The sequence below is a fragment of the Streptomyces sp. NBC_00286 genome, assembly GCF_036173125.1.
GTDB lineage: Bacteria > Actinomycetota > Actinomycetes > Streptomycetales > Streptomycetaceae > Streptomyces.
This window is the reverse complement of sequence record NZ_CP108054.1, coordinates 8,752,985-8,775,468: the sequence shown is the minus strand read 5'-3', so window position 1 is coordinate 8,775,468 and position 22,484 is coordinate 8,752,985. Positions and strand designations below refer to the sequence as shown.

The window sequence follows — 22,484 nt, the reverse complement described above, 5'->3', positions numbered from 1 at the left end:
CCGGTAGCGACGAGACGAGGAGTTTGACGATGACGCACAAGGCGCTGATCGCGCGGGTGGGCGGCAAGGATCCGAAGGTGGATCCGGAGGCGTTCGCCGCCCCCACGTCCGTGGTGCTCGGCGATGTGACGCTGCACGCGGGCGCCAGCGTCTGGTACGGCGCCGTACTGCGTGCCGAGTTCGAGCCGATCGTCATCGGCACGGGCAGCAACGTCCAGGACAACTGCACGCTCCATGTCGACCCCGGCTTCCCCGTAACCATCGGCGAACGTGTCTCGATCGGCCACAACGCCGTGGTGCACGGAGCAACGGTGGAGGACGGCTGCCTGATCGGCATGGGCGCCACCGTGCTGAACGGCGCGGTGATCGGGGCGGGTTCGCTGGTCGCCGCACAGGCGCTGGTACCGCAGGGGATGCAGGTGCCATCGGGCTCGCTGGTCGCGGGCGTACCAGCGAAGGTGCGGCGGGAACTGACGCCGGAGGAGCGCGAGGGGATCGCGCTGAACGCGGCGGTTTATACGGAGCTGGCACAGACGCACCGGGAGGTGGAGGCTCCGTAGGGGGCGCGGGCAGCGCTCCATCAGCTGCGCGGGCCGCGCCCCGTAAGGGGCGCGGGTCTGTGACATTGTGCGGCTCCGCCGCGACGGGCGCGACGGGCGCCCCGTAAGGGGCGCGGGGCTGTGTCGATTTGCGGCTCCGCCGCGATGGGGGTCCCCCCGCTCATGGGGGTCACCCGCTCGAGCGAAGCCGAGAGTGGGGGAGCAGCCGAGAGTGGGGGAGCGACCAGCCACAACGAACCCGCAGATACGTACTGAGCGCGGCAAGTCAGCCCGACGCCCGCGGCGAAAGCGTCGCGGTGAACGGAGTGACAGGCCGCTCCAAACGCTCCCCGTCCACGGCAATATCAACCGCCTCGTTGTAAAAGGCGAGCCGCCCCTTGATGGCAGCCACCGCAGCCAACGGCTCCGCGTAACTCCACACGATGTTCGCAGGCACCTCGCCGTCACCCCGCCACGACCAGTACTCGGCCGTGCCCTTATAGGGACACCCCGTGCTGTGATCGGTCGGCCCGAAGAGGTCGAGGCGAACATCCTCGCGCGGGATGTAGTACCGCACCGGCAGCCCGGTCTCGAAGAGCAGCACCGGCCGACGGGTGTCGGCGACGAGGGTGCCGCCGATCTCGACCTGGACGTGGCGGCTGCTGACGAGGGCGTCCACCCGGTGATGCGGATCCTTCGGGTGGATGAAGATCTCTTCTTCCTCCTCGAACCAGCGGTCAAGCCCCCGCCCGCTGCGCTCGGCCCACTCAAAGGCGATATGACCGGCCAGGTCCTCGGCCGGGTAGGTCCAGGCCGCGTTCTCGAAGAGTTCGCCGTCGATCTCCAGGTCGTAGAAGATCTGCGATCCGGAGTGCTTGCCCGTACGCGGGTTCTTCGCCGGCCGAAGCAGATCCTCGCGAACCTCCTCGCGGGGAAACGCGTACAGCGGGACGGGCAAGTCGGGCTCCCAGACGAGTACGGGATGGCGGCTGTCGACGACGGTGACCTCGTCCTTGCGGCCACGGACCCAGCGTTCGCCGGGCTCCCACAGGAAGCCCTCTGGAGTGGTCCGTACGGATCGCATGGTGAACAGCACACTCATCACCCCATGCTCACCGAGGTCCCCACCGAGGACAACAAATCGAGGCCAAAGAAGAACGGCCATATCGGGCCGAACGACTTCTCCGGCGTCGGTGATCGCCTGGGTTGCGTCAAGTCGAAGATCATGTACCGGTCAGCCCCTATGCTGGCTGAGCGCACCGCTTTCACGCGTGCAGAGTTGCGTTCACCGCAAGGAGCATGCCCATGGGCACCACAGAGGCCGCACATTCACCGTCCGACACCGAAATCCTGAACGGCCCGTCGGGCGTCTCGGCCGGCCCCATGGTGCCGCGCCTCGCCCTGGGTTCACGGCTCCGCCGGCTCCGGGAGGAGCAGAACATCTCCCGTGAGAGGGCGGGCCACGTCATCCGCGCCTCACAGTCCAAGATCAGCCGACTGGAGACTGGCCGCCACGGCTGCAAGCTGCGGGACGTGGCCGATCTGCTGACGCTGTACGGAGTCACAGACCAGGCCGAACGCGCCACCTTGCTGGCCCTCGCCCAAGAGGCCAACACCCCTGGCTGGTGGCAGGCCTACAACGACGTGGTGCCCAGCTGGATGCAGGCTTACCTGGGCGTCGAGCAGGCGGCCACGCCCATCCGGAGCTTCGAGGTACAGCGGGTACCCGGCTTGCTCCAGACCCCCGACTACGCCCGCGCCGCCCTCCGTCTCGACCACCCGGACGCCTCCGCGGACGAGCTGGACCGACGGGTCACCCTGCGCATGACCCGCCAGCGGATCCTGCGCCGCCAGCCGCCGCCTCAGCTCTGGGCCGTGATCGACGAGGCGGCGCTGCGACGCGCGGTGGGCGGTACGCACACGATGCGCGCCCAGCTCCAGCACCTCATCGAGGTCTCCCAACTCCCCCGGGTCACCGTCCAGATCATGCCGTTCCGCGCCGGCGGGCATGCCGCGTCCGGCGGCCCGGTCAGCATCCTGCGCCTGCCCGGCGGCCAACTGCCCGACGTGGTCTACCTCGAGCAGTACGCCAGCGCCCTCTACCCCGACAAGCCCGCCGAGATCGAGTACTACTGGGGCGTCATGAACCGCCTGGTCGTACAGGCCCAGTCCCCGGAGGCGACTCCCACGATCCTGCACCGGATCTTCAAGGAGACCTGACCTCCGGACCCGCGCGTTGAGGCGCCCCCGAAGGACGCAGTCCTTCGGGGGCGCGACTGGCGGGCCTCAGCTCTTCCGGGCGACGCCCCCGTACTGGTGCACCTCCGCCGGAAGGCCCCACGCGCTGGTGTCGGGGCGCCAGCGGGAGCAGGACGCGACACCGGGTTCGAGCAGTTCCAGACCGTCGAAGAAGCGGCCGATCTGCTCAGGGCTGCGCAGGATGTACGGGATCGAACCGCCCTCGTTGTACTGCTGGATGGCCGTGACGTACTCCTCGCTGGTGTTGGTGCTGTCGTACTGCACCAGGTAACTGCCGGGAGGCAGGGCGTCCACCAGTTGCCGCACGATCGAGCGGGCCTCGTCGTAGTCCTCGATGTGCCCCAGGATGCCCATGAGCATGAGAGCGATCGGCTGGTCGAAGTCCAGCGTCTTCCCGGCCTCCCGCACGATGGTGGCCGGATCGCGCAGGTCGGCGTCCACGTAGTTGGTGACGCCCTCGGGGGTGCTGGTGAGCAGCGCGCGGGCGTGCGCGAGCACCAAGGGGTCGTTGTCGACGTAGACGATCTTGCATTCGGGGGCGACCCGTTGGGCGATCTCGTGGGTGTTGTCCACATTGGGCAGCCCGGTGCCGATGTCCAGGAACTGCCGGATGCCCTCCTCGGCGGCCAGATGCCGGACGGCGCGGGCCAGGAAGTACCGGGCGGCACGGGCTCCGGTCTCGATCCCGGGGAAGATCTCGCGGAACGCGTCACCGGCTACGCGGTCGACCTCGTAGTTGTCCTTCCCGCCCAGCCAGTAGTTCCAGATCCTGGCCGACTGCGGCACAGTGGTGTCGATCTTGGAGAGCGCCTCCGGGTCGGAGATGTTCGGCTCATCAGTCATGGACGCTCCTGTGAGTGGTCGATGCGGGGACCGCGCCCCCGTTTGAACAGACGTATAGGCAATAGGCGAATACCAGCCGTGGCGCCCACGTTATTCCTCACAGCTCGGCGCGGGTAAGTTCACCGGTCGCCAACTGCCCATGTTTCGCTGATCATTGGCTGGTTTCCCGCGCATCGCGGGGCAGGGGCGTACGCATCCGGCCCTGCCGCCGTACGCAACAGTGCGGGGCGCCCCGGAGAGGACCGGGGCGCCCGCCCAGCGCCGCGATGGCCGCTTTCTTACATCGCAGCGATGCCGGCCTCGTCGCCAGAGGGGGCGAGAGAGGCAAGCCCGTGGCCCTGGTGACCTTCGCTCGCGAGCCGTCCCTTCTGGCTCACGCCCAGTCCCGGGGCCCTCACCGCCACTGTGGGCCGGTGACGTGAAGAACCATAGTGGCCTGTGTGACGGGTGGGGCAACATCGCTGGGTACGGCGTCAGCTCCTCGTAAGGACAAAGGGCGGCAGCGGGCGGATCCCACCGTTCCGGGAAGGGGTGGGAGTTTTCTACCAGCGACCGTCCAGGCGACTGATTCCACCGTCGCCGCCGATCCGGTGGAGTGCGCGGGCCCGACGGCGGGCGTCGCGGATGCCCTGCATGGCGGCCAATTCGATCCGGTGGGACTCGGCGGTCAGTTCGGGGCGCCGACGCTCCCGCTGAATCAGCACGGTCGTCGCCCAGGCGACGAGGCCGAGCAGCGCGACCCCGACGAGCACCATCGCATCCCCCGTTCACGACCGGCCTCGCGCTTCCGGAGGCCCGGGAGCGCGGAACGCTCCACGCTCCCCATGGTGCGGACTCCCCCGGTACGAGTCACCGCTCGCCGTCGGCAGCTTCGTACGCGGGCAACTGCCGGGACTCGGCAACCAGCCCGCGAACGAACTCAGTTGTTCGGACGCAGCGTCCAGACGACGGTCATCTCTCCCGTGACGGCGCCGTCCTCCCGCTGGATGGCGACCGTCACCGGGAACTCGGGACGCCGGCCCTCGTCGAGTTCCGCGATGACGTCGGCGGCGGGGCGGCCGAGCGTCGCCGTGGCCGTGACCGGTCCCCGGGCGAGCTTCTTGTACGCGATCTCGGCGCTGACGGCGAGCGGTACGGCGCGCGAGAGCTGGTCGCCGAACGCGGCGAGGACGACCGCGCCGCTCGCCGACTCCCCCAGCGTGAACATCGCTCCGGCGTGCGGCCCTCCGACGTGGTTGTGGAACTCGCTCTGGTCGGGCAGGGCGAGCACGGCCTTCTCCGGCGTGGTCTCGAGGTACTCGAGTTTCAGGGTCCGGACCATCGGCACTGTGGCGGCGAGCATCTCGCCGATCGACATCTGGTCTGCGCTCATGCGCGTCACGTTACCCGCGAGTAGCCTTCCCGGCCAGAAGCCGACGATGTGATCGCAGTATCGTTACCGCCCATGTGGCCAGGAGAGCAGCCGCCAGGCGGCGGGCAGCCCAACCCCTACCAACAGCCGGGCTATCAGCAGCCGAACCCGTATCAGCAGGGCCAGCACCAGCACAGTCAGTGGAACGCCCCCACCACCCCGATGAGCACGCCCGCGCCGCCCCAGGGCGGCGGTGGTGACAACAAGACGAAGCTCGTCGCCATCCTCGCGGCCGCCGCCGTCGTGGTCGTCTCGGGTGTCACCGGATTCGTACTGCTCGGCGGCGACAGGGACGACAAGGCGGACAAGCCCGAGCCGAGTCCCGCCAAGTCCAGTGCGCAGCCGACCAGTTCGGGCAACGCACGCGGCTCGGCCGGGGCACAGCCGACCATCGCGGGCTGGAAGGCCGTGGTCAACCCCAAGACCGGCATCGCCTTCGACGTGCCGCCCGACTGGGAGCCCGAGTCCCCCGACTGGGTCTCGTACGTCGCCGAGAACGGCGACCCCGAGGAGAAGCCCCTGGTCGCCATGGCGGCCCCGGCATTCCTCAAGTCGAAGTGGTGCGCATCGGACGAGGACAGGAACGGCACCGAGGACTACACGCCGCTGGCGGGCACGGGCACCCGGGGCAACAACGGCGCCATGAGCACCGAGGAGATAGCCCGCGCCGACTCCAACACCTGGGTGTACGGGGCGTACACCCAGCCGGAGAAGGCGATCATCGACTCCGATGCCGTGAAGCCGTACACAACGAAGTCCGGCATTAAGGGCAGAGTGGGCACGGCGTGGTCCACGGGCGTGAAGAAGTCGGGGAAGTGTGACAGCGACGGCAAGTCGACCGTCTTCGGCTTCAAGAACGCGGACGACGACTTCGTCTCATGGTCGTTCCATGGGGCAAAGGGCGTATCCGGGGAAGTACCGGACGCAACGGTGAAGAAAATCCTCAGCACCGTGCGGCTGTACGAGGACCCGTCGTAGCCCTGACCGGTACATCGCTGACGATAGTCAGTGACAAAAACGTGTCCCCGCGCCGCTAGGGTGGGCGCACATGTGGCCAGGACAGCAGCCGCCCGGGGGCGAGCAGAACCCGCAGGACCCGAATCAGAATCCGTATCAGCAGCCGGGGTACCAGCAGCAGCCGAATCCGTATCAGCAGCCCGGATATCAGCAGCAGCCCAACCCCTATGCGCAGCAGCCCGGTCAGCAGGGCTGGCATACGCCCGTTGATCCGCTGGGGGCTCCCCAGCCACCGCAGGGCGGTGGCGGCGGCGGCAACAAGACGAAGGTCGTCGCGATCGTGGCGGCAGCCGCGGTCGTCGTCGCGGCCGGCGTCACCGGTTTTCTGGTCCTCGGCGGCGACACGGACGACACGGCGAAGGACTCCGACAAGAAGGCGCCCGCCACTTCGGCCCCCGCTTCTAAGAAGCCGAGCGCGCCCGCGTCCGGCGGTGCGGACAATCCGCGCGGCAGCGAGAGCGAGAAGCCGACCGTTCCCGGCTGGAAGGTCGTGGTGAACCCGCGGTTCGGCACCAAGTTCGACGTGCCCGCCGACTGGGAACTCGAAAGCGCGGACACCAGCGTCGGCTTCGAATGGGAAGAGAAGGGCAAGCTGGACCGGACCACCGTCACGGCTCCCGCCTCTCTCAAGTCCAAGTGGTGCTCGGACGACTCCGACAAGGACGGCCGCGAGGAGGACACCGCTCTCGCCACGGCCGGAACGCGTGGTGAGAACGGCGCCACGAGCACGGCTCAGGCCGCCGAGACCCGGGTTCCCTGGTGGATCTTCGGCGGCTATACGCAGCCCGACAAGAAGAGCGTGAAGCCCGGCAAGCCGAAGCCGTTCACGACGACTTCGGGCCTGAAGGGCAGCGTCGCCACGGCCTATTCGCAGAACACGCCGCAGAAGGGCAAGTGCGACTCCGAGGGCAAGGCCATCACCTTCGCGTTCAAGAACGGCGACGGCGATTACGTCACCTGGAATCTCTACGGCGCCAAGGGCGTCGACGAGGAGCTTCCGGAGGCGACGATTCAGAAGATCCTCCTTACGGTGCGCCTGACGGAAGACGCTCCCACAGGTTCGTAACTCGCCTGGCCCTGCGGGACTTTGAGGTGTCCCCGGGCTTCTGGCGCTGAATGCGATTGGCAAGTCGGGGCGGTGACGCGATAGTTCACGAGTGACCAGTTCCGCCGCCGCCCCGAAACGTCTGCGCCGACCCACCTGGGCGGGCCGGAACTACACGCTGCTGACCGCCGCCTCGGTCGTGACGAGTCTCGGCAGCCAGGGCGCGCTGATCGCGGCGGCGTTCGCCGTACTCGACGCGGGCGGCGACGGCGGCGACGTGGGCCTGGTGGCGGCGGCCCGTACGCTCCCGCTGGTGCTGTTCCTCCTGATCGGCGGCGCCGTCGCGGACCGGCTGCCGCGGCATCGGGTGATGGTCGCAGCCAACACCCTCAACTGCCTTTCGCAGGGGGCCTTCGCGGTCCTCGTACTCGCCGGGGAGCCGCAGCTCTGGCAGATGATGCTCCTGACCGCGCTCGGCGGCACCGGCCAGGCGTTCTTCGGCCCCGCGGCCGAGGGCATGCTGATGTCGTCCGTCAGCGGCGAACAGGTCGCCCGCGCCTTCGCGTTGTTCCGGCTGGCGACGCAGGGGGCCGGTCTCGGCGGCGCCGCGGTCGGCGGGGCGATGGTGGCGGCGATCGGCCCCGGCTGGGTGCTCGCGGTGGACGCGGCGGCGTTCGCGGTCGCCGGGTCGCTGCGGGCCTTCCTCGACGTGAGCCACATACCGCCGCGCGAGCCGGGCGAGGGCCTGCTCGCCGATCTCCGGGACGGCTGGCGCGAGGTCGTCGGCCGGCCCTGGCTGTGGTCGATCGTGGCGCAGTTCTCCGTCGTGGTGGCCGTGGTCGGCGCCGCCGAGTCGGTGTACGGGCCGCTGGTTGCCCGGGACAGCCTCGGCGGGGCCGGTCCGTGGGGGCTGGCTCTCGGCGCGTTCGGCGCCGGGAACGTCGGCGGGGCGATCCTGATGATGCGCTGGAAACCGCGCCGCATGCTGCTCGCGGGCACCCTCTGCGTCTTCCCGCTGGCCATGCCGTCGGCCGCGCTCGCGGTGCCGCTGTCGGTGGTCGGGCTCTGTGCGGTGATGTTCGTGAGCGGTGTGGCCCTCGAGGTGTTCGGAGTTTCCTGGATGACCGCGCTGCACCAGGAAATACCCGAGGACCGGCTCTCCCGCGTCTCGGCCTACGACTGGTTCGGCTCCGTCTCGATGGTCCCGCTGGCCACGGCCCTCGCGGGCCCCGCGGAGGAGGCCTTCGGGCGTACGGCGTCCCTGTGGGGGTGCACCGTGCTGGTCATCGTGGTGACGGCGGCGGTGCTGTGCGTGTCGGACGTACGGAACATGACGCGCCGTACGAAGGAAGTGGTGCAGGGAGCGCCGGCGATGGGTGAGCCGGCCGGCTCGAAGGGCCCGGCGGACGCACCGTGAGGGACCCGCTGCGTAGGCCGCGTCAGCCGATGCTGAACGCGCCGTCGGGCGGCTCGGGTGACGGGACGGCATTCTCGTCCCGTACGGGCTCGGCGTCCCCCATGAAGTCGCGCAGCGCGGCTCCGTGTTCGATACGGGCCGGGAAGGCGTCGGAGGCTGTACGGCGGGCGAGGGTCGGCGTGTCGACGGGCCGATGGGCGGCGACGAGGATCGCGTTGCCGAACCGGCGACCGCGCAGCACGCCCGGCTCGGCGATCAGCGCCAGCTCCTCGAACACCGTGGAGAACGTGGCGAGTTGGGAGCGCAGGAAGGCGAAGGGCGCGGTGTCGGCGAGGTTCGCCAGGTAGACCCCGTCGGCGCGCAGGACTCGCTCGGCCTCGCGGGCGTACGCCACCGAGGTCAGGTGCGCGGGGACGCGTGAGCCGCCGAAGACGTCGGCGATCAGTACGTCGACGGAGTCGGAGGCCGCGCTTTCGCTTTCCAGCCAGGCGCGTGCGTCTGCGGCGTGCAGTCTGATGCCGGCGTCGTCGGGGAAGGGGAGGTGCTCCTTGACGAGGTCGAGCAGTCCCCGGTCGGCCTCGACGACGTCCTGGCGGGAGCCCGGCCGGGTCGCGGCGACATACCGGGGCAGGGTGAGCGCGCCGCCGCCGAGGTGCAGTACGTCGAGGGGGCGCCCCGGCGGGGCGAGGGTGTCCAGGACATGCCCGAGCCGTCGGGCGTACTCGAACTCCAGGTGCGTCGGCGCGTCGAGATCGACGTACGACTGCGGAGCGCCGTCCACCGTCAGCAGCCAGGCGCGCTTCCGGTCGACGTCGGGGAGCAGCTTGGCGGTTCCGTGGTGTACGGGGCGGGTAACGGGTATCCGTTCATCCACGGGGTGCCTCCGGCGGTTGGGCGGTTGGGTTCGGTTTCGGCTGACGGTTCGTCGTGGCTGGTCGCGCAGTTCCCCGCGCCCCTGGGTGGTCGGTGGGTGCGGGGCCGCGGTCCGGTGCGTCAGCCCGTCGCCAACAGGGCATACGACCCCTTGCTCACACAGGGCGCAGGTATGCCCAGACAGAACCTACGCGACGGGCATACAACGCACCGGCCCACGTCCCCTCCCGCCGGCGGGAAGCCGCGGGTAGCAGGGGGTCCGGGCTTTTCCGCGCGGGCGGGTTCAGGACGCGGCCCCCTTCCGGGGCGCGGCCTTGCTCGGGGCGCGGGCGCCTTCCGAGCACGGGCTTGCTCGGGGCGCAGCCGCCTTCCGGGCACAGGCTTGCTCGGGGCGCAGCCGCCTTCCGGGCGCGGGCGCCTTCCGGGCACGGGCTTGCTCGGGGCGCAGCCGCCTTCCGGGCACAGGCTTGCTCGGGGCGCAGCCGCCTTCCGGGCGCGGGCGCCTTCCGGGCACAGGCTTGCTCGGGGCGCAGGCGCCTTCCGGGCACAGGCTTGCTCGGGGCGCAGGCGCCTTCCGGGCGCAGGCGCCTTCCGGGGCGGGGCTTTTGGGTTCGCTTGCTCTTCTGGGTGCGGGCAGTCGCAGGTTTTTAGGGGCGCGGGGAACTGCGCGACAAGCCACGACGCACCCGCAGCCGCGACACACCCCGACACCCCACCCCGGTAGGCACCCACCCGCGGGGGAGCACCCCACCCACCCCGGGCCCCCCACCCGCCGTAGGCGCCCACCCACCCCGCCGGAGGCAGGGGCCTGGGGGCGCAGCCCCCAGTTTCGGGAAGGGGCGGGGCTGGGGAAAGAAAAACCTCCCCCAGCCCCCCGGTCAGCCGACCGACGTCACCGTGCCCGCACCAACCGTCCGCCCGCCCTCGCGAATCGCAAAGCCGAGCCCCGGCTCAAGCGGAACGTCGCGGCCCAAAGAGACCGTCATCGATACGGTCTCACCGGGCCGAGCAACAGCCCGCTCACCGAGATCGACGTCACCGACCACATCCGCGGTACGGATGTAGAACTGCGGCCGATACCCCGTGGACACCGGCGTCGTACGCCCACCCTCCCGCGTCGACAGGACGTACACCTGCGCCGAGAAGCGCCGACTGGGCACGACGCTGCCCGGCGCCGCGACGATATGCCCACGCCGCACCGCGTCCCGCGGAACACCGCGCAACAGCAACGCCACGTTGTCCCCGGCCTGCGCCTCCTCCATCGGCTTACCAAAGGTCTCCAGACCGGTGACGACGGTGTCGACGGAGGCACCGAGCACTTCGACCCGGTCACCCACCCGAATCGTGCCCCGCTCAACCGCACCGGTCACCACGGTGCCCCGCCCGGTGATGGTGAGCACGTTCTCGACGGGCAGCAGAAACGGCGCGTCGAGATACCGCTCGGGCATCGGCACATACGTGTCCACGGCATCCAGCAGAGCGTCGATCGCCGCCGTCCAACGCGGGTCCCCTTCAAGGGCCTTGAGCCCGGAGACCCGTACAACCGGTACGGAGTCCCCCCCGTACCCGTGCGCGGAGAGCAGCTCGCGGACCTCCAGCTCGACGAGGTCGGTGAGCTCCTCGTCTCCGGCGTCGGCCTTGTTGAGGGCGACGACGATGTGGTCGACGCCCACCTGCCGGGCGAGCAGCACATGCTCGGCGGTCTGCGGCATGATCCCGTCGAGCGCGGAGACGACGAGGATCGCGCCGTCGAGCTGCGCGGCCCCGGTGACCATGTTCTTGACGTAGTCGGCGTGACCGGGCATGTCGACGTGCGCGTAGTGCCGGGTGTCGGTCTCGTACTCGACGTGCGCGATGTTGATGGTGATGCCGCGCGCGGCCTCCTCCGGCGCCCGGTCGATCCGGTCGAACGGGATGAAGGTGCCGGAGCCGCGCTCGGCGAGGACCTTGGTGATGGCGGCGGTCAGGGTGGTCTTGCCGTGGTCGACATGGCCCATCGTGCCGATGTTCAGATGCGGTTTCGTGCGGACGTAAGCCGTTTTGGACATGGCGATACCTCGAAGCCTCTCAGTGGTGGAACCGAGTGATGGTCCCGGCGATGCGGGACGGGGACCCCAAGGAACTTGCCGACCCTCCCCCTGCGGGGTCCGCCGGACGATCCGGAGAGGGTCAGCTTCGGGCGCCGTCGACGGCGGCCACTGTGGTCACGACGGCAGCCTTCGGGGCATCCGCGAGCGCGGATGCTGCGAGGAGGAAGGCGTGCCGGAACATGGGGAGATCATTGCTGACGTATCAGTCCACGTCGAATGATTTTCGGCGGCCCGGAGGCGGACGTGAGCCGGGGGCTCACCGGTGCTTCTGCTGGTCCGTCAGGGGCCGATGTTCTTGAGTGCCTCGCGGACCGAGAGCGGGGAGAGCCGGTCGTTCTCGCGGGCGACGAAGGCCCGTACCGCCTCCGGGTCGGTCTTGGCGTACTCGCGCAGGCACCAGCCGATCGCCTTGCGGATGAAGAAGTCGCGGTGCCCGGACTGGCGGACGCAGTACGCGAAGAGGCGTTCGGTGTCGGTGGCGTCCTTGTAGCGGAGCTGGTGGAGGAGGGCCGTGCGGGCGATCCACAGGTCGCCGTCCTCGATCCACGCGTCCATGTCGGCCCGTAGCTTCGGGTCGGCGGCGACCAGGCCTCCCACCACGTGGCAGGCGAGCAGGTCGACGGTGTCCCACCAGGGGACGGTGGAGACGAGGTGGCGGGCCACCGGCAGGAAGCCGGACGAGAGTCGTGTCACATGGCGGCGCAGATAGTCGACTGCGAAGTAGTGGTACTCGCGTTGCGGCAGACGCCAGCAGCGGAGCGCCACCGCCGTGCAGTCCGCCTCGTCGGGGCGGGGCGTGCCTGCCAGCACGGTCCGGGAGAGCGCCCGGCGATCCGGCGTGGTCAGGCCGAGGAAGGGCGCGATGTCCTTCATGTACGCGCGCATCGACTCGGCCCGCTCCGGATCGGCCGCCGCCGCGTAGGTGACGGTGAGCCGCTCCAGGAGAGTGTCCGCGACGGCACTGCGGGGCGGCTCCAAACGGCCGTCTGACGTTCCGGTAGCTGTGACGCCCATGAGACGAACCATACGGCGATCACACATGTCGGTCAGTTAGTGTCGCCGGATGCTCGATGCCACCACCCGCTCTGGGGGCACCGCGACGGCCGCTCCCCCGGCCGCCGCCACGGAGCTCGGCTCCGCCGAGTTCGCCGCCCCCGCGCTCGCAGCCACACCCACGGGTCTTGCCGCGCGCTACACGAGAGCACTGCTCTCGCCGTGGTCCCGGCTGTCCCTGCTGGTGACGCTGCTCATGGCCGCGGCCGCGACCGTGCTGCTCTTCCAGCCGCAGAGGCTGCTGGCGGACGGCTGGCCGCCACAGCTGAACGGTGCCGCGGCGGCCGTGGTGTTCGCGGTGGCGTACGGGCTGTGCACGGTCGCCTTCGTGCCCCGGCCGCTGCTCAATCTCGCGGCGGGCGCCCTCTTCGGCTCGCAGCTGGGGCTCGGGGCGGCGCTGAGCGGCACGGTGCTGGGGGCGGGGATCGCGTTCGGGCTCGGCCGGATTCTCGGGCAGGACGCGCTGCGGCCCCTGCTGCGCGGACGCTGGCTGACGCTGGCCGACGGGCAGCTCAGCAGGCACGGCTTCCGCTCGATGATGGTCGCGCGGCTGTTCCCGGGGGTGCCGTTCTGGGCGGCGAACTACTGCGCGTCCTTCTCCCGTATGGGCTACTTCCCCTTTCTCCTCGCCACGGGCCTCGGCTCGATCCCGAACACCGCGGCCTACGTCGTCGCCGGCGCCCGCGCCTCGACCCCGACATCCCCCGCCTTCCTGATCGCCATGGCCTGCATCGCCCTCCCGGCGCTGATTGGAGCGACCATCGCCTGGCGCAAGCGTCACCATTTCAACTCAAAAAGGTCGTGAGTCAGTGGGTTGGAGAAACCAACCCACTCCCTAGGCTGGCCGCATGACGAACGCCCGCCCCTGTTCGATCGCCGACACCCTCGCTCTCGTCGGCGAGAAGTACTCCCTGCTCGTCCTGCGCGAGGTGACCCTGGGCGCCACACGCTTCGACCAGCTGGTCCGCACCATCGGCGCCCCACGCGACGTACTCACGACCCGCCTGAAGCGCCTGGTCGACGCCGGGATTCTGGAAAAGGTCGCCTACAGCGAGAGGCCGCCACGCTTCGAGTACCGGCCCACACAGGCCGGCCTGGAGCTGGAGCCCGTGCTCCTCACGCTCATGGCATGGGGCGACCGCCATCTCAACGCCGCCGATCGCCCCATGGTGCTCGAACACACCACTGACAACGGTTCCGTCGGCGGCCACGAACTGGTCCCGGTCGTCGTCTGCTCCGAGTGCGGCAAGGAGGTCCGGCACGACGACCTGACGGCCCACCCGCAGGCCCCGGGGTGGACGGTGACGGGGCCCGCGGTGGCATAGAGCCGGGCTTACGTGCCTTTACGCTCCCTGATACACGTCTACGTTCCCTGATACACGTCGAGCCGCCCGCACATCCCGAACTTGCCGTACGCGGACGGCTGTTCGGCACGTACGGCCGCATCGGCGAGGTGGGACACGTCACCCTTCTCCAGCCGGTCGAGCTGATCCCCGGTGGCCGCGGCAGCCGCCTGTGCGCCGCGTTCCCAGCGCTCGCGCCAGTCGGCGAGCCGCGGCCGTACGAGCGCGGCGGCGGCCCTGTGGAAGGCGGCCAGCGCCTCGGGCCCGTCCGCGTCGCGCAGCGCCCGGTAGCCCTCGAGGGCGAGGTCACGCCGAGCGCGGGCGATGCGCTCCCGCTCCTCCTCGGGTGCGTCCGCCGGGATGACGGTGGCGGCGGCGTAGGTCTCCGGGTCGGTGAGGTACTTCGGGGGCAGTGTGAGCACGGCGTCCCCCGCCTCCGGCAGGCCGTTGTTCTGCATGAGGACGGTGATGCGCAGGTCGTCCTCGTTGACGAGCCGGTGGATGGTGCCGGGCGTGAACCAGGCGACCGTGCCGGGTGCGAGGGGCGTCACCTCGTATCCGGACGTCGTCAGGGTCTGCACCGCGCCCCGCCCGCCGGTGACGACGTACGCCTCCGAACAGGTCAGGTGCAGATGGGGAGTTCCGCCGCACACCCCGTCCGCGGCGGGCCAGTCGTAGACGGACAGATGCGAGATGGCGACGGCTCCGGGTAGTCCGGTGAAACCGGGGGCGGCGCTCACCACGGGTGCTCCTTCAGGTACTTGGCGATCTCCTCGCGCTCCCAGGCGCCGTCTGCGACGACGACGCGGTAGCGGCGGGTGAGGGTGTCGCCGGGCGCGAGCTCCAGTTCGTCGAAGAAGGCGAAGGAGGGAGCGACGGCCGCGAAGGGCTCGTTGCGGACGAACCAGTGGGCCGGGTGGGCGCCGCCCTCGCCGGTGTGGTCGTTCTCCGGGGCGTGCGCGAAGACGAGGGTCGCGTGCCCGTCGGTAACGTCGTGCTCTCCCGAGTACGCGAGCCAGGGCGCCTGCTGCCCCATCATCTCGGGCCCTTCGCTGTCGGGCCCGATGATGCGCCCGTCCCGGAAGGCGCGAGGACCGCGCCAGAAGAGGCCCGTGTAACCGGCCATCTCCCGCCCGGCCGTCGTGGGACTGCCGAACCGCAGGGGCTCGTCGCGCCGGTTGGTGACGGCGGTCGTCCAGGTCAACGCCCAGGACCCGCACGCGGGGTCGACGTCATGCACCTCGATACGGCGCTCCTCGTCCGCCCAGAGCGTGCCGTCGTACGGATGCCAGGTGAGCCGCTCGGCGATGACAGTACGGCCACTGTCGGTACTGACCTCGTCGAACTTGACGTGCGCCATCGACCCGACGCGCTCGGGGAGTTCGAGATAGCCCTGCCCGTGCACGTACGAGTTGCCGCCCCACAGGTTCGCCCCCGACAGATGCGAGGCGGTCATCTGGAGCCCCTTGTGCCAGCGGTGGTCGTTGGGCCGGTAGTCGGTGACAACGTTGCCCGCCAGGGTCCTGAGCGGATGCACGTACGGCTTCGGGGCCTCCCAGGCCGCCTCGGGGCCGTACACATAGCTGAACAGCTCGACGCCGGTGGTGGGTTCGGTGATCGTGATGCGGTCGCCGTGGGCGTGGACGATGCGCAGTCCGTTGTCCTCTGCGGTCATGCCGGTACCTCCTTCTCATGCGTCGCCGGTGCCCAGCCGGGGGCGCCGCCGTGCAGGGCGGTGTAGTAGGGGTCGCCGGGGCCGATCTCGCCGGCCCGTACGGTCGTGTCCGTGAACGCCGACTTGTAGAGCGCGGTGATCAGCTCCAGGCTGGTGCGCCCGTCGGCGCCACTGCTGCGCGGCCGCTCGCCCGCACGCATGCTCGCGACCAGCTCCCGCAGCTGGGCCAGGTGTGAACTGGGCTCGTCCGGGCCGAAGTTCGTCCAGGCGGCCACGTCCTCGGCCGGTGCGTCCGGCACCGGGATGACGCGCCAGTTGTCGTTGCTGTGGCCGTAGAGGTGGGTGAGTTCGACCGTCGCCCGCTCGCAGTCGATGCGGATGCGGCTCACCTCGTCCGGGCTGAGCACACTGTTGACCACGGTCGCGAGAGCACCGCTCTCGAAGCGTACGAGCGCGGTCGAGACGTCCTCGGTCTGCACAGCGTGCACCAGGCGTCCGGCCATGGCCCGTACCTCGGTCCACGGGCCGAGCAGGTCGAGCAGCAGATCCATCTGGTGGATGCCGTGCCCCATGGCGGGCCCACCGCCCTCGGTCTGCCACTTTCCGCGCCAGGGCACGGCGTAGTAGGCGGCGTTGCGGTACCAGGTGGTCTGGCAATGCGCCACGAGGGGCCGCCCCATCGCCTGCTCGGCGATCAGGCGTCGTACGTGTCTCGATCCGGAGCCGAAGCGGTGCTGGAAGACGATCGAGGCGTACGGTCCGCCGCCGAGCCCTTCCTCGGCCTCGACCGCGTCGTAGTCGGCGAGCGACGGCACCGGAGGCTTCTCGCACCACACCCAGGCGCCGGCCCGCAGCGCGGCGACGGTCTGCGCGCGGTGCAGGGTCGGCGGGGTGCACACGGAGACGAGGTCAGGGCGCTGTTCGGTCAGCATCCGGTCGAGATCGGTGTACGCGTGCGGGATGCCGCCCTCCGCGCAGAACCGCTTGACCGCTTCGGCGTCGATGTCGACCGCCGCGACGACCTCCACCTCGCCCTCGGCGGCGAGCGCGGCGAGGGCGGGCAGGTGGCTGCCGGCGATGGCTCCGGTGCCGACGATCGCGGCCTTGATGCGGCGGCCGTCGTACGGGGCCGCGGGGCGCTGCTCGGACGAGGTCTGACGCGAACTCTGGTGCGGGATCGTCTCGCTGGGGGTGGCGTCGCGGGGGGTACGCATCTGCGTGATCAGCACTCCATCGGACGTGATGTTCGGCTCTGGCGGACGCCCGCCGACCCCGGTTGGCCACCGATTTTCAGCAAGCGCTTTCACTCCTCGCGGAAACGTAAGCGCCGAGGTCGGGGCGGGTCAACACCCTGTCCACCGTTGCAGGGCTTGCACCACGGTGGGGCGAGCGGGGCGTACGCCGGTGCGCGCAGGGGAGGGCCCGGCCGCCCGCACTTTCCCCGCGGGACGCTACGCTGCCCCGGTCGCGTCTGATCACCACATACGGCAACACGGCGCGTACGTCGGCTTATTCGCTCCGCACCCGCCCTCGGCACTTGGATCACGTAACTTCATGTCTTGGTTTGAATCCCTCATCCTCGGACTCGTCCAGGGGCTGACCGAGTTCCTGCCCATCTCCTCCAGCGCACATCTGCGGCTCACCGCGGCATTCGCGAGCTGGGACGACCCGGGGGCGGCCTTCACCGCGATCACCCAGATCGGCACGGAGGCCGCGGTGCTGATCTACTTCCGCAAGGACATCGCACGGATCATCTCTGCGTGGTCCCGCTCGCTGGTCGACAAGGCGATGCGACAGGATCACGACGCACGGATGGGCTGGCTGGTGATCATCGGCTCGATTCCGATCGGTGTGCTGGGCGTCACGCTGAAGGACCAGATCGAGGGACCGTTCCGTGATCTGCGGATCACCGCGACCACACTGATCGTGATGGGCATCGTCCTCGGCATCGCGGACCGTCTCGCCGCGCGCGAGGAGGCCGGCGGCAAGCACCGGGTGCCGAAGGAGCGCAAGTCCCTCCAGGAGCTGACCGTCAAGGACGGCCTCGTCTACGGCATGTGCCAGGCAATGGCCCTCATCCCCGGCGTCTCCCGCTCCGGCGCCACCATCAGCGGTGGCCTGCTCATGAGCTACAGCCGCGAGGCCGCGGCCCGCTACTCGTTCCTGCTCGCCATCCCGGCGGTGCTCGCCTCCGGCCTCTTCGAACTGAAGGACGCGAGCGAGGGCGGGCATGTGTCCTGGGGGCCGACGATTTTCGCGACGATCGTCGCCTTCTTCGTGGGGTACGTGGTCATCGCGTGGTTCATGAAGTTCATCTCGACCAAGTCCTTCATGCCCTTCGTCTACTACCGCGTGGCCCTTGGTCTGGTCATCATCGTGCTGGTCAGCATGGGTGTGCTGAGCCCACACGCGGCGGAGTCGGCGGGCTGACGTCCACCGGGCGGCCGCCGGCGTGACCAACCACATACGTTCTGGGTAGTCGTCTGGTAGCGGGCTGTCAGTCCTTGCCCCTACGCTTGTTCGCATGTCCCCCGATTCCGTGACCCCTGGTTCCGTGCGGTCCGCTGCCGCGCTGAATGAGCAGATCCGCGACCTCTGGATACGGTCGGGCGGCACTTTGTCGCCTCAGGAGCGGGCTGAGTATGAGGCGCTGGTGGTGCAGTGGGCGGAGGCCGTGCGGCTGCCGCCGCTGGTTGAGCAGGGGGCCTAGTAGCTCGGGGCACTGAGGTTGGTTGGCGGCTGCCGGCTCATTGTGGCTGAGCGCGCCCCGCGGCGGAGCCGCATATGTCGCAGTCCCGCGCCCCTTAAGAAGCGGCTGCGTCGCTCTTAATGGCCGCGGACCCCAACGGACACCGCGCGCCCCGCGGCGGTGCCGCCTATGTCACAGCCCCGAGCGCCTTCAAGAGGCGGCTGCGCCGCTCTTGAAGGCGCGGACCCCAGCGGGCACCGCGGCCCGCGGCCCCTGGTCACCGGACCAGGATCAGCGGCCGCCCGCCACCCGCAGCACCGTCCCCGTCGCGTACGACGCCTCCGGCGACAGGAGCCATGCGATCGCCGCGGCGATCTCCTCTGCGGCGCCTGCCCGGCGGAGGGGGATCGTCGGGATGAGGCGGGCTGGGCGGTCCGGGTCGCCCATTGCCGCGTGCATGTCGGTTTCTACGAGGCCCGGGGCCACCCCGTTGACGCGGATTCCGTCCGGGCCGAGTTCCTTTGAGAGGCCCATGGTCAGGGTGTCGATCGCCGCCTTGGTCGCCGCGTAGTGGACGTACTCTCCGGGGCTGCCCAGCGTGGCCGCGCCCGATGACACGTTGACGATGGCGCCGGTGCCGCGGGGCACCATGTCGCGGGCGGCTCGGCGTGAACAGAGCAGGGTGCCAAGGAGGTTGACCTCCATGACGCGGCGCAGGTCTGCGGTGTCCGTGTCGACGAGGCGGCCGAGCGGGCCGGTCACCCCTGCGTTGTTGACCAGGCCCGTCACCGGGCCCAGCCGGTCCGCCGCCGTATCGAAGAGCCCTTCCACGTCGCCCTCGTCGGAGATGTCGACCCGTATGGTGACGCAGCGCGCCCCCGCCTCGCGTACGGCCGTGGCGGTGCGCTCGGCAGCCGCGTCGTCGTTCGCGTACCCGATCACCACGTCGTGTCCGTCCGCCGCCAGTCGCAGGCAGGTCGCGGCGCCGATTCCCCGGCTGCCGCCCGTGACGACCGTGACAGGACGAGACATCTGGGCTCCCTCATGATCAATGCATGTGCGCCGCCAACGATCGCAGATCCGCCGGGATGTCGGCACATGGGGCCCCGCGTACCGGTTCGACCGTACGGACGGCACACGGCCGGTGAATATCACCGCACACCCCTTGGCGATCCCCGCCCCGTGGCCAACACTGAGCCGATGACTCAGCGTGTGGAACTGGCGACGGTGATGGACCGGCTCGCGGTCGACGGACTGATCACCGAGTACGCGGTGGCGGTCGACGACGGGGACTGGCAGGCGTACCGGGGCCTGTTCACCCCGGACGGGCGGGCGGACTACCGGTCGGCGGGCGGTATCGAGGGGGATGCGGCGGAGGTCGCCGGGTGGCTGGCCCAGACCATGGAGCTGTTCCCGATGCGGCAGCATCTGATCGTCAACCGGCTCCTGCGGTTCGGGCTGCTCGAGCATGACATCGGTGACACGGCGCAGGTGCGGGCGGACTTCGTGAACCCGATGCGGTTCGCCGGTCACGACGGCGGGTCCACGGCGCCGGACTTCGTGTGCGGCGGCCGCTACGACTTCGCGCTGCTGCGTACGGACAGTGGCTGGCGATTGCGCGGCGTGGTCGTCCACGAGAAGTGGCGCCGGGCCCCGCAGAACCATCAGGAGCCCGCCGCGACCTGAGGGGTCCGCCCTTACGGAGATCGTCCCCGTCGCGCACACTGGAGGTAGGCAAACAGAAGTACGCACCGGGCGTCGGGGGGCCGAGGGAGGCGCTGCATGCAACTGTCCGCCACTGACTGGCGCCGGCGTCTGGATTCCCCCCGGTGGCGCGGCGGCGCTGCCGCACTCGCCGGGGCCCTGCCCATGCTGAGCTTCCCGCAGCCGTCCCTGTGGTGGTTCGCGTATGTCGCGCTGGTGCCGTGGATGCTGCTCGTGCGCTCGGCGCCGACGGCGCGGCGGGCGGCGTACGACGGCTGGCTGGGCGGGTTCGGTTTCATGCTGGCCGTGCACCACTGGCTGCTGCCGAGTCTGCATGTCTTCACGTTCGTCATAGCGGCCCTGCTCGGCGCGATGTGGGCCCCTTGGGGCGTCCTGGTCCGCCGCTTCCTGGCCGGTGTGCCCTCGCCCGCCAAGGTCGTCGCCGCGCTGCTCGTGCTGCCCTCGGGCTGGCTGATGGTGGAACTCGTGCGCTCCTGGGAGGGCTTGGGCGGGCCGTGGGGCATGCTCGGCTCGAGCCAGTGGGAGGTGGAGCCGGCGCTGCGGCTCGCCTCGGTCGGCGGGGTGTGGCTGCTCAGCTTCCTGATCGTCGCCGTGAACGTCGCGGTGGCCGTCCTGATCGCGATACGCGCCTCACGCCTCCCAGCCCTCGCCGCACTGGTGGCGACGGCCGTCGCCACCTCGGCGGCCTGGGTGTGGTCGCCACGCCCCGACGTCGACGACCAGGTGCGGATCGCCCTGGTGCAGCCCGGACCGATCAACGGCGTCGCGGGCGCCGAGAAGCGGTTCGCCCGCGAGGAAGCGCTCACCCGCCAGCTGGCCGGGCAGGACGTGGATCTCGTCGTCTGGGGCGAGAGCAGCGTCGGCTATGACCTCACCCGACGGCCCGACCTCGCGAACCGGATCGCCGCGCTCTCCCGCCAGGTGGGCACCGACATCATCGTGAACGTGGACGCGCGCCGCTCCGACCGGCCCGGCATCTACAAGAGCTCGGTGGTCGTCGGCCCCGAGGGTCCGACCGGCGACCGCTACGACAAGATGCGGCTGGTCCCCTTCGGCGAGTACATCCCGTTCCGTTCCGTCCTCGGCTGGGCCACCTCCGTAGGCAAGGCCGCGGGCGAGGACCGCAGGCGCGGCACGGAACAGGTGGTGATGAGCGTCGGCAACGGGCTGAAGATGGGCCCGATGGTCTGCTTCGAGTCGGCGTTCCCCGACATGAGCCGCAATCTCACGCGCAACGGCGCCGATGTGCTGCTGGCCCAGTCGTCGACCTCGACGTTCCAGCAGAGCTGGGCGCCGGAGCAGCACGCCTCGCTGGCGGCGCTGCGGGCCGCCGAGACGGGCCGCCCGATGGTGCACTCCACGCTCACCGGCGCCTCCGCCGTCTACGGCCCGAGCGGTGAGCGGGTCGGCGACTGGCTCGGCACGAGCGAGAGCGCCTGGGAGATGTACGAGATACCGCTGGCCGACGGCGTCACCCCGTACGCCCGCTTCGGCGCGTGGCCGGTCTACGCGGCGCTGCTCATCCTCGTGACCCTAGGCGCCACGCAGGGCATACGGTCGCTGCGGATCAGGCTGGCCGCTCCTGAACCGCACGTACCACCCGCTCACACAGCTCATGGGTCGCCAGCGCGTCCCGGGCGCTGAGCACCTTCCCCGCGCGCACGGCGTCCAGGAAGGCGAGCACGGCCTGCTCTATGCCGCGCTGCCGGGACACCGGCACCCAGTCGCCACGGCGTCGCACGGTCGGCTGGCCCTTGTGGTCGATGACCTCGGCAAGGTTGACGACCTGCCGCTTGCTGTCCTGACCCGACACCTCGAGGACCTCCTCGTTCGAGCCGCTCAGCCGGTTCATCACCCCGAGCGCCGTGAACCCCTCCCCCGCGAGCACCAGCACCACATGGTGCAGCAGCCCACCCTCGACCCGGGCTCGTACGGTCACGTCGTCGACCGGTCCCGGCACCAGGAACCGCAGCGTGTCCACGACATGGATGAAGTCGTCGAGGATCATCTTGCGGGGCTGCTCCGGCAGGCCGACACGGTTCTTCTGGATCAGGATCAGCTCGCGCGGGTGGTCGGCGCACTGGGCGTAACCGGGTGCGTAGCGCCGGTTGAAGCCGACGGCCAGGCTGGTGTCCCGCTCCTCCGCGAGGCGCACCAGACGCTCGCTGTCGGCCAGTTCGTACGCGATCGGCTTGTCGACGAACGTCGCGACGCCCGCCTCCAGCAGCCGCCCGACGATCTCGGGATGCGCGACGGTGGGCGCGTGCACGAACGCCGCGTCGAGGTCCTGGGCGAGCAGGTCCGAGAGGTCGGTGTGGCGGCGCTCGGCCGGGATGTGGAGGCTGTCGGCGACCCTGGTGAGGGTGGCGGGCGTCCGCGTGTGCAGATGCACTTCGACGCCCGGCTGAGTGGTGAGCACCGGCAGATACGCCTTCACCGCGATATCGCCGAGTCCGATGCAGCCGACCTTCACAAGGGTCTCCTCAGGGTCCTCAGGGGCGCCTA

The 22,484-nt window shown here is 70.2% G+C and carries 23 protein-coding genes; 11 read left to right on the top strand and 12 right to left on the bottom strand.

Features of this window, described 5'->3' with window-relative positions; all coding sequences use genetic code 11:
• Positions 1-29: 29 nt before the first annotated feature.
• Complete coding sequence (locus OHT21_RS39665; protein ID WP_328773080.1) at positions 30-560, top strand: gamma carbonic anhydrase family protein; 531 nt, start codon at positions 30-32, stop codon at positions 558-560.
• A 265-nt stretch (positions 561-825) separates the two neighbouring features.
• Here the strand turns inward: OHT21_RS39665 and OHT21_RS39660 are convergent, their stop codons facing one another.
• Positions 826-1,641, bottom strand: a complete 816-nt coding sequence (locus tag OHT21_RS39660; RefSeq protein WP_328773079.1) for a DUF427 domain-containing protein — start codon at positions 1,639-1,641, stop codon at positions 826-828.
• 203 nt (positions 1,642-1,844) lie between these two features.
• Between OHT21_RS39660 and OHT21_RS39655 the strand changes: the two genes are divergently transcribed.
• Positions 1,845-2,759, top strand: coding sequence for a helix-turn-helix domain-containing protein (locus OHT21_RS39655; RefSeq protein ID WP_328773078.1), 915 nt, complete (start codon positions 1,845-1,847; stop codon positions 2,757-2,759).
• A gap of 66 nt (positions 2,760-2,825) precedes the next feature.
• Here OHT21_RS39655 and OHT21_RS39650 read toward each other — a convergent pair whose 3' ends face one another.
• From OHT21_RS39650 to OHT21_RS39640, 3 genes are all read right to left on the bottom strand, one after another.
• Positions 2,826-3,641, bottom strand: a complete 816-nt coding sequence (locus OHT21_RS39650; protein WP_328773077.1) for an SAM-dependent methyltransferase — start codon at positions 3,639-3,641, stop codon at positions 2,826-2,828.
• A gap of 542 nt (positions 3,642-4,183) precedes the next feature.
• Positions 4,184-4,396 carry a hypothetical protein gene (locus OHT21_RS39645; protein ID WP_328773076.1) on the bottom strand — a complete coding sequence of 71 codons (213 nt, stop codon included), beginning with the start codon at positions 4,394-4,396 and terminating at the stop codon, positions 4,184-4,186.
• Between the two features lie 164 nt (positions 4,397-4,560).
• The gene (locus tag OHT21_RS39640; protein WP_328774401.1) at positions 4,561-4,998 is read right to left on the bottom strand and encodes a DUF4442 domain-containing protein; all 438 of its coding nucleotides are present in this window, start codon (positions 4,996-4,998) and stop codon (positions 4,561-4,563) included.
• 87 nt (positions 4,999-5,085) lie between these two features.
• On the opposite strand from OHT21_RS39640, the gene OHT21_RS39635 reads away from it, so the two are divergent.
• The 3 genes from OHT21_RS39635 to OHT21_RS39625 all read left to right on the top strand — a co-directional run bounded on the left by OHT21_RS39635 (position 5,086) and on the right by OHT21_RS39625 (position 8,531).
• Positions 5,086-6,030 (top strand): hypothetical protein, encoded by a 945-nt coding sequence (locus OHT21_RS39635; protein ID WP_328773075.1) that lies wholly within the window; start codon positions 5,086-5,088, stop codon positions 6,028-6,030.
• Positions 6,031-6,100: 70 nt separating this feature from the next.
• A complete protein-coding gene (locus tag OHT21_RS39630; RefSeq protein ID WP_328773074.1) occupies positions 6,101-7,135 on the top strand; it encodes a hypothetical protein in 1,035 nt (344 codons plus the stop codon).
• 91 nt (positions 7,136-7,226) lie between these two features.
• On the top strand, positions 7,227-8,531 hold the full coding sequence (locus OHT21_RS39625) for an MFS transporter (RefSeq protein ID WP_328773073.1): 1,305 nt from the start codon (positions 7,227-7,229) through the stop codon (positions 8,529-8,531).
• A gap of 22 nt (positions 8,532-8,553) precedes the next feature.
• On the opposite strand, the gene OHT21_RS39620 is transcribed toward OHT21_RS39625, so the two are convergent.
• The 3 genes from OHT21_RS39620 to OHT21_RS39610 form a co-directional block, all read right to left on the bottom strand.
• Positions 8,554-9,405, bottom strand: coding sequence for a spermidine synthase (locus tag OHT21_RS39620; RefSeq protein ID WP_328773072.1), 852 nt, complete (start codon positions 9,403-9,405; stop codon positions 8,554-8,556).
• Positions 9,406-10,282: 877 nt separating this feature from the next.
• Positions 10,283-11,452 (bottom strand): elongation factor Tu, encoded by a 1,170-nt coding sequence (gene tuf, locus OHT21_RS39615; protein ID WP_328773071.1) that lies wholly within the window; start codon positions 11,450-11,452, stop codon positions 10,283-10,285.
• A 321-nt stretch (positions 11,453-11,773) separates the two neighbouring features.
• Positions 11,774-12,508, bottom strand: coding sequence for a DNA alkylation repair protein (locus OHT21_RS39610; RefSeq protein WP_328773070.1), 735 nt, complete (start codon positions 12,506-12,508; stop codon positions 11,774-11,776).
• A 49-nt stretch (positions 12,509-12,557) separates the two neighbouring features.
• On the opposite strand from OHT21_RS39610, the gene OHT21_RS39605 reads away from it, so the two are divergent.
• Together OHT21_RS39605 and OHT21_RS39600 are read left to right on the top strand one after the other, a co-directional pair.
• Positions 12,558-13,352, top strand: a complete 795-nt coding sequence (locus OHT21_RS39605) for a TVP38/TMEM64 family protein (RefSeq protein ID WP_328773069.1) — start codon at positions 12,558-12,560, stop codon at positions 13,350-13,352.
• Positions 13,353-13,395: 43 nt separating this feature from the next.
• On the top strand, positions 13,396-13,872 hold the full coding sequence (locus OHT21_RS39600; RefSeq protein ID WP_328773068.1) for a winged helix-turn-helix transcriptional regulator: 477 nt from the start codon (positions 13,396-13,398) through the stop codon (positions 13,870-13,872).
• A gap of 38 nt (positions 13,873-13,910) precedes the next feature.
• Here OHT21_RS39600 and OHT21_RS39595 read toward each other — a convergent pair whose 3' ends face one another.
• The 3 genes from OHT21_RS39595 to OHT21_RS39585 are packed head-to-tail and all read right to left on the bottom strand — an operon-like array spanning position 13,911 to position 16,794.
• Positions 13,911-14,633 carry a cupin domain-containing protein gene (locus tag OHT21_RS39595; protein WP_443050540.1) on the bottom strand — a complete coding sequence of 241 codons (723 nt, stop codon included), beginning with the start codon at positions 14,631-14,633 and terminating at the stop codon, positions 13,911-13,913.
• Positions 14,627-15,565: a PmoA family protein gene (locus OHT21_RS39590; protein ID WP_328773066.1), complete on the bottom strand. Its 939-nt coding sequence runs from the start codon at positions 15,563-15,565 to the stop codon at positions 14,627-14,629. The genes OHT21_RS39595 and OHT21_RS39590 overlap by 7 nt, the downstream gene beginning before the upstream one ends.
• Positions 15,562-16,794, bottom strand: a complete 1,233-nt coding sequence (locus OHT21_RS39585) for a Gfo/Idh/MocA family protein (RefSeq protein WP_443050539.1) — start codon at positions 16,792-16,794, stop codon at positions 15,562-15,564. Before OHT21_RS39585 ends, OHT21_RS39590 begins: the two co-directional genes overlap by 4 nt.
• A 325-nt stretch (positions 16,795-17,119) precedes the next feature.
• On the opposite strand from OHT21_RS39585, the gene OHT21_RS39580 reads away from it, so the two are divergent.
• Positions 17,120-17,995 (top strand): undecaprenyl-diphosphate phosphatase, encoded by an 876-nt coding sequence (locus OHT21_RS39580; protein ID WP_328773064.1) that lies wholly within the window; start codon positions 17,120-17,122, stop codon positions 17,993-17,995.
• Positions 17,996-18,089: 94 nt separating this feature from the next.
• Positions 18,090-18,275 carry a hypothetical protein gene (locus OHT21_RS39575; protein ID WP_328773063.1) on the top strand — a complete coding sequence of 62 codons (186 nt, stop codon included), beginning with the start codon at positions 18,090-18,092 and terminating at the stop codon, positions 18,273-18,275.
• Between the two features lie 270 nt (positions 18,276-18,545).
• Here OHT21_RS39575 and OHT21_RS39570 read toward each other — a convergent pair whose 3' ends face one another.
• Complete coding sequence (locus OHT21_RS39570) at positions 18,546-19,286, bottom strand: SDR family NAD(P)-dependent oxidoreductase (RefSeq protein ID WP_328773062.1); 741 nt, start codon at positions 19,284-19,286, stop codon at positions 18,546-18,548.
• Between the two features lie 168 nt (positions 19,287-19,454).
• Here OHT21_RS39570 and OHT21_RS39565 point away from each other — a divergent pair, with 168 nt between their 5' ends.
• Together OHT21_RS39565 and lnt are read left to right on the top strand one after the other, a co-directional pair.
• Entirely contained in the window at positions 19,455-19,940 is a 486-nt protein-coding gene (locus tag OHT21_RS39565) for a nuclear transport factor 2 family protein (protein WP_328773061.1), read from the top strand.
• A 96-nt stretch (positions 19,941-20,036) separates the two neighbouring features.
• Positions 20,037-21,623, top strand: a complete 1,587-nt coding sequence (gene lnt / locus OHT21_RS39560; protein ID WP_328773060.1) for an apolipoprotein N-acyltransferase — start codon at positions 20,037-20,039, stop codon at positions 21,621-21,623.
• On the opposite strand, the gene OHT21_RS39555 is transcribed toward lnt, so the two are convergent.
• The gene (locus tag OHT21_RS39555) at positions 21,547-22,452 is read right to left on the bottom strand and encodes a Gfo/Idh/MocA family protein (protein WP_328773059.1); all 906 of its coding nucleotides are present in this window, start codon (positions 22,450-22,452) and stop codon (positions 21,547-21,549) included. The genes lnt and OHT21_RS39555 overlap by 77 nt on opposite strands.
• Between the last annotated feature and the right edge of the window lie 32 nt (positions 22,453-22,484).

Coding starts and splice junctions, on each gene's coding strand:
- OHT21_RS39665 (WP_328773080.1), top strand. CDS start 30: ATGACGCACAAGGCGCTGATCGCGCGGGTGGGCGGCAAGGATCCGAAG.
- OHT21_RS39660 (WP_328773079.1), bottom strand. CDS start 1,641: ATGAGTGTGCTGTTCACCATGCGATCCGTACGGACCACTCCAGAGGGC.
- OHT21_RS39655 (WP_328773078.1), top strand. CDS start 1,845: ATGGGCACCACAGAGGCCGCACATTCACCGTCCGACACCGAAATCCTG.
- OHT21_RS39650 (WP_328773077.1), bottom strand. CDS start 3,641: ATGACTGATGAGCCGAACATCTCCGACCCGGAGGCGCTCTCCAAGATC.
- OHT21_RS39645 (WP_328773076.1), bottom strand. CDS start 4,396: ATGGTGCTCGTCGGGGTCGCGCTGCTCGGCCTCGTCGCCTGGGCGACG.
- OHT21_RS39640 (WP_328774401.1), bottom strand. CDS start 4,998: ATGTCGATCGGCGAGATGCTCGCCGCCACAGTGCCGATGGTCCGGACC.
- OHT21_RS39635 (WP_328773075.1), top strand. CDS start 5,086: ATGTGGCCAGGAGAGCAGCCGCCAGGCGGCGGGCAGCCCAACCCCTAC.
- OHT21_RS39630 (WP_328773074.1), top strand. CDS start 6,101: ATGTGGCCAGGACAGCAGCCGCCCGGGGGCGAGCAGAACCCGCAGGAC.
- tuf (WP_328773071.1), bottom strand. CDS start 11,452: ATGTCCAAAACGGCTTACGTCCGCACGAAACCGCATCTGAACATCGGC.
- OHT21_RS39610 (WP_328773070.1), bottom strand. CDS start 12,508: ATGGGCGTCACAGCTACCGGAACGTCAGACGGCCGTTTGGAGCCGCCC.
- OHT21_RS39605 (WP_328773069.1), top strand. CDS start 12,558: ATGCTCGATGCCACCACCCGCTCTGGGGGCACCGCGACGGCCGCTCCC.
- OHT21_RS39600 (WP_328773068.1), top strand. CDS start 13,396: ATGACGAACGCCCGCCCCTGTTCGATCGCCGACACCCTCGCTCTCGTC.
- OHT21_RS39590 (WP_328773066.1), bottom strand. CDS start 15,565: ATGACCGCAGAGGACAACGGACTGCGCATCGTCCACGCCCACGGCGAC.
- OHT21_RS39580 (WP_328773064.1), top strand. CDS start 17,120: ATGTCTTGGTTTGAATCCCTCATCCTCGGACTCGTCCAGGGGCTGACC.
- OHT21_RS39575 (WP_328773063.1), top strand. CDS start 18,090: ATGTCCCCCGATTCCGTGACCCCTGGTTCCGTGCGGTCCGCTGCCGCG.
- OHT21_RS39570 (WP_328773062.1), bottom strand. CDS start 19,286: ATGTCTCGTCCTGTCACGGTCGTCACGGGCGGCAGCCGGGGAATCGGC.
- OHT21_RS39565 (WP_328773061.1), top strand. CDS start 19,455: ATGACTCAGCGTGTGGAACTGGCGACGGTGATGGACCGGCTCGCGGTC.
- lnt (WP_328773060.1), top strand. CDS start 20,037: ATGCAACTGTCCGCCACTGACTGGCGCCGGCGTCTGGATTCCCCCCGG.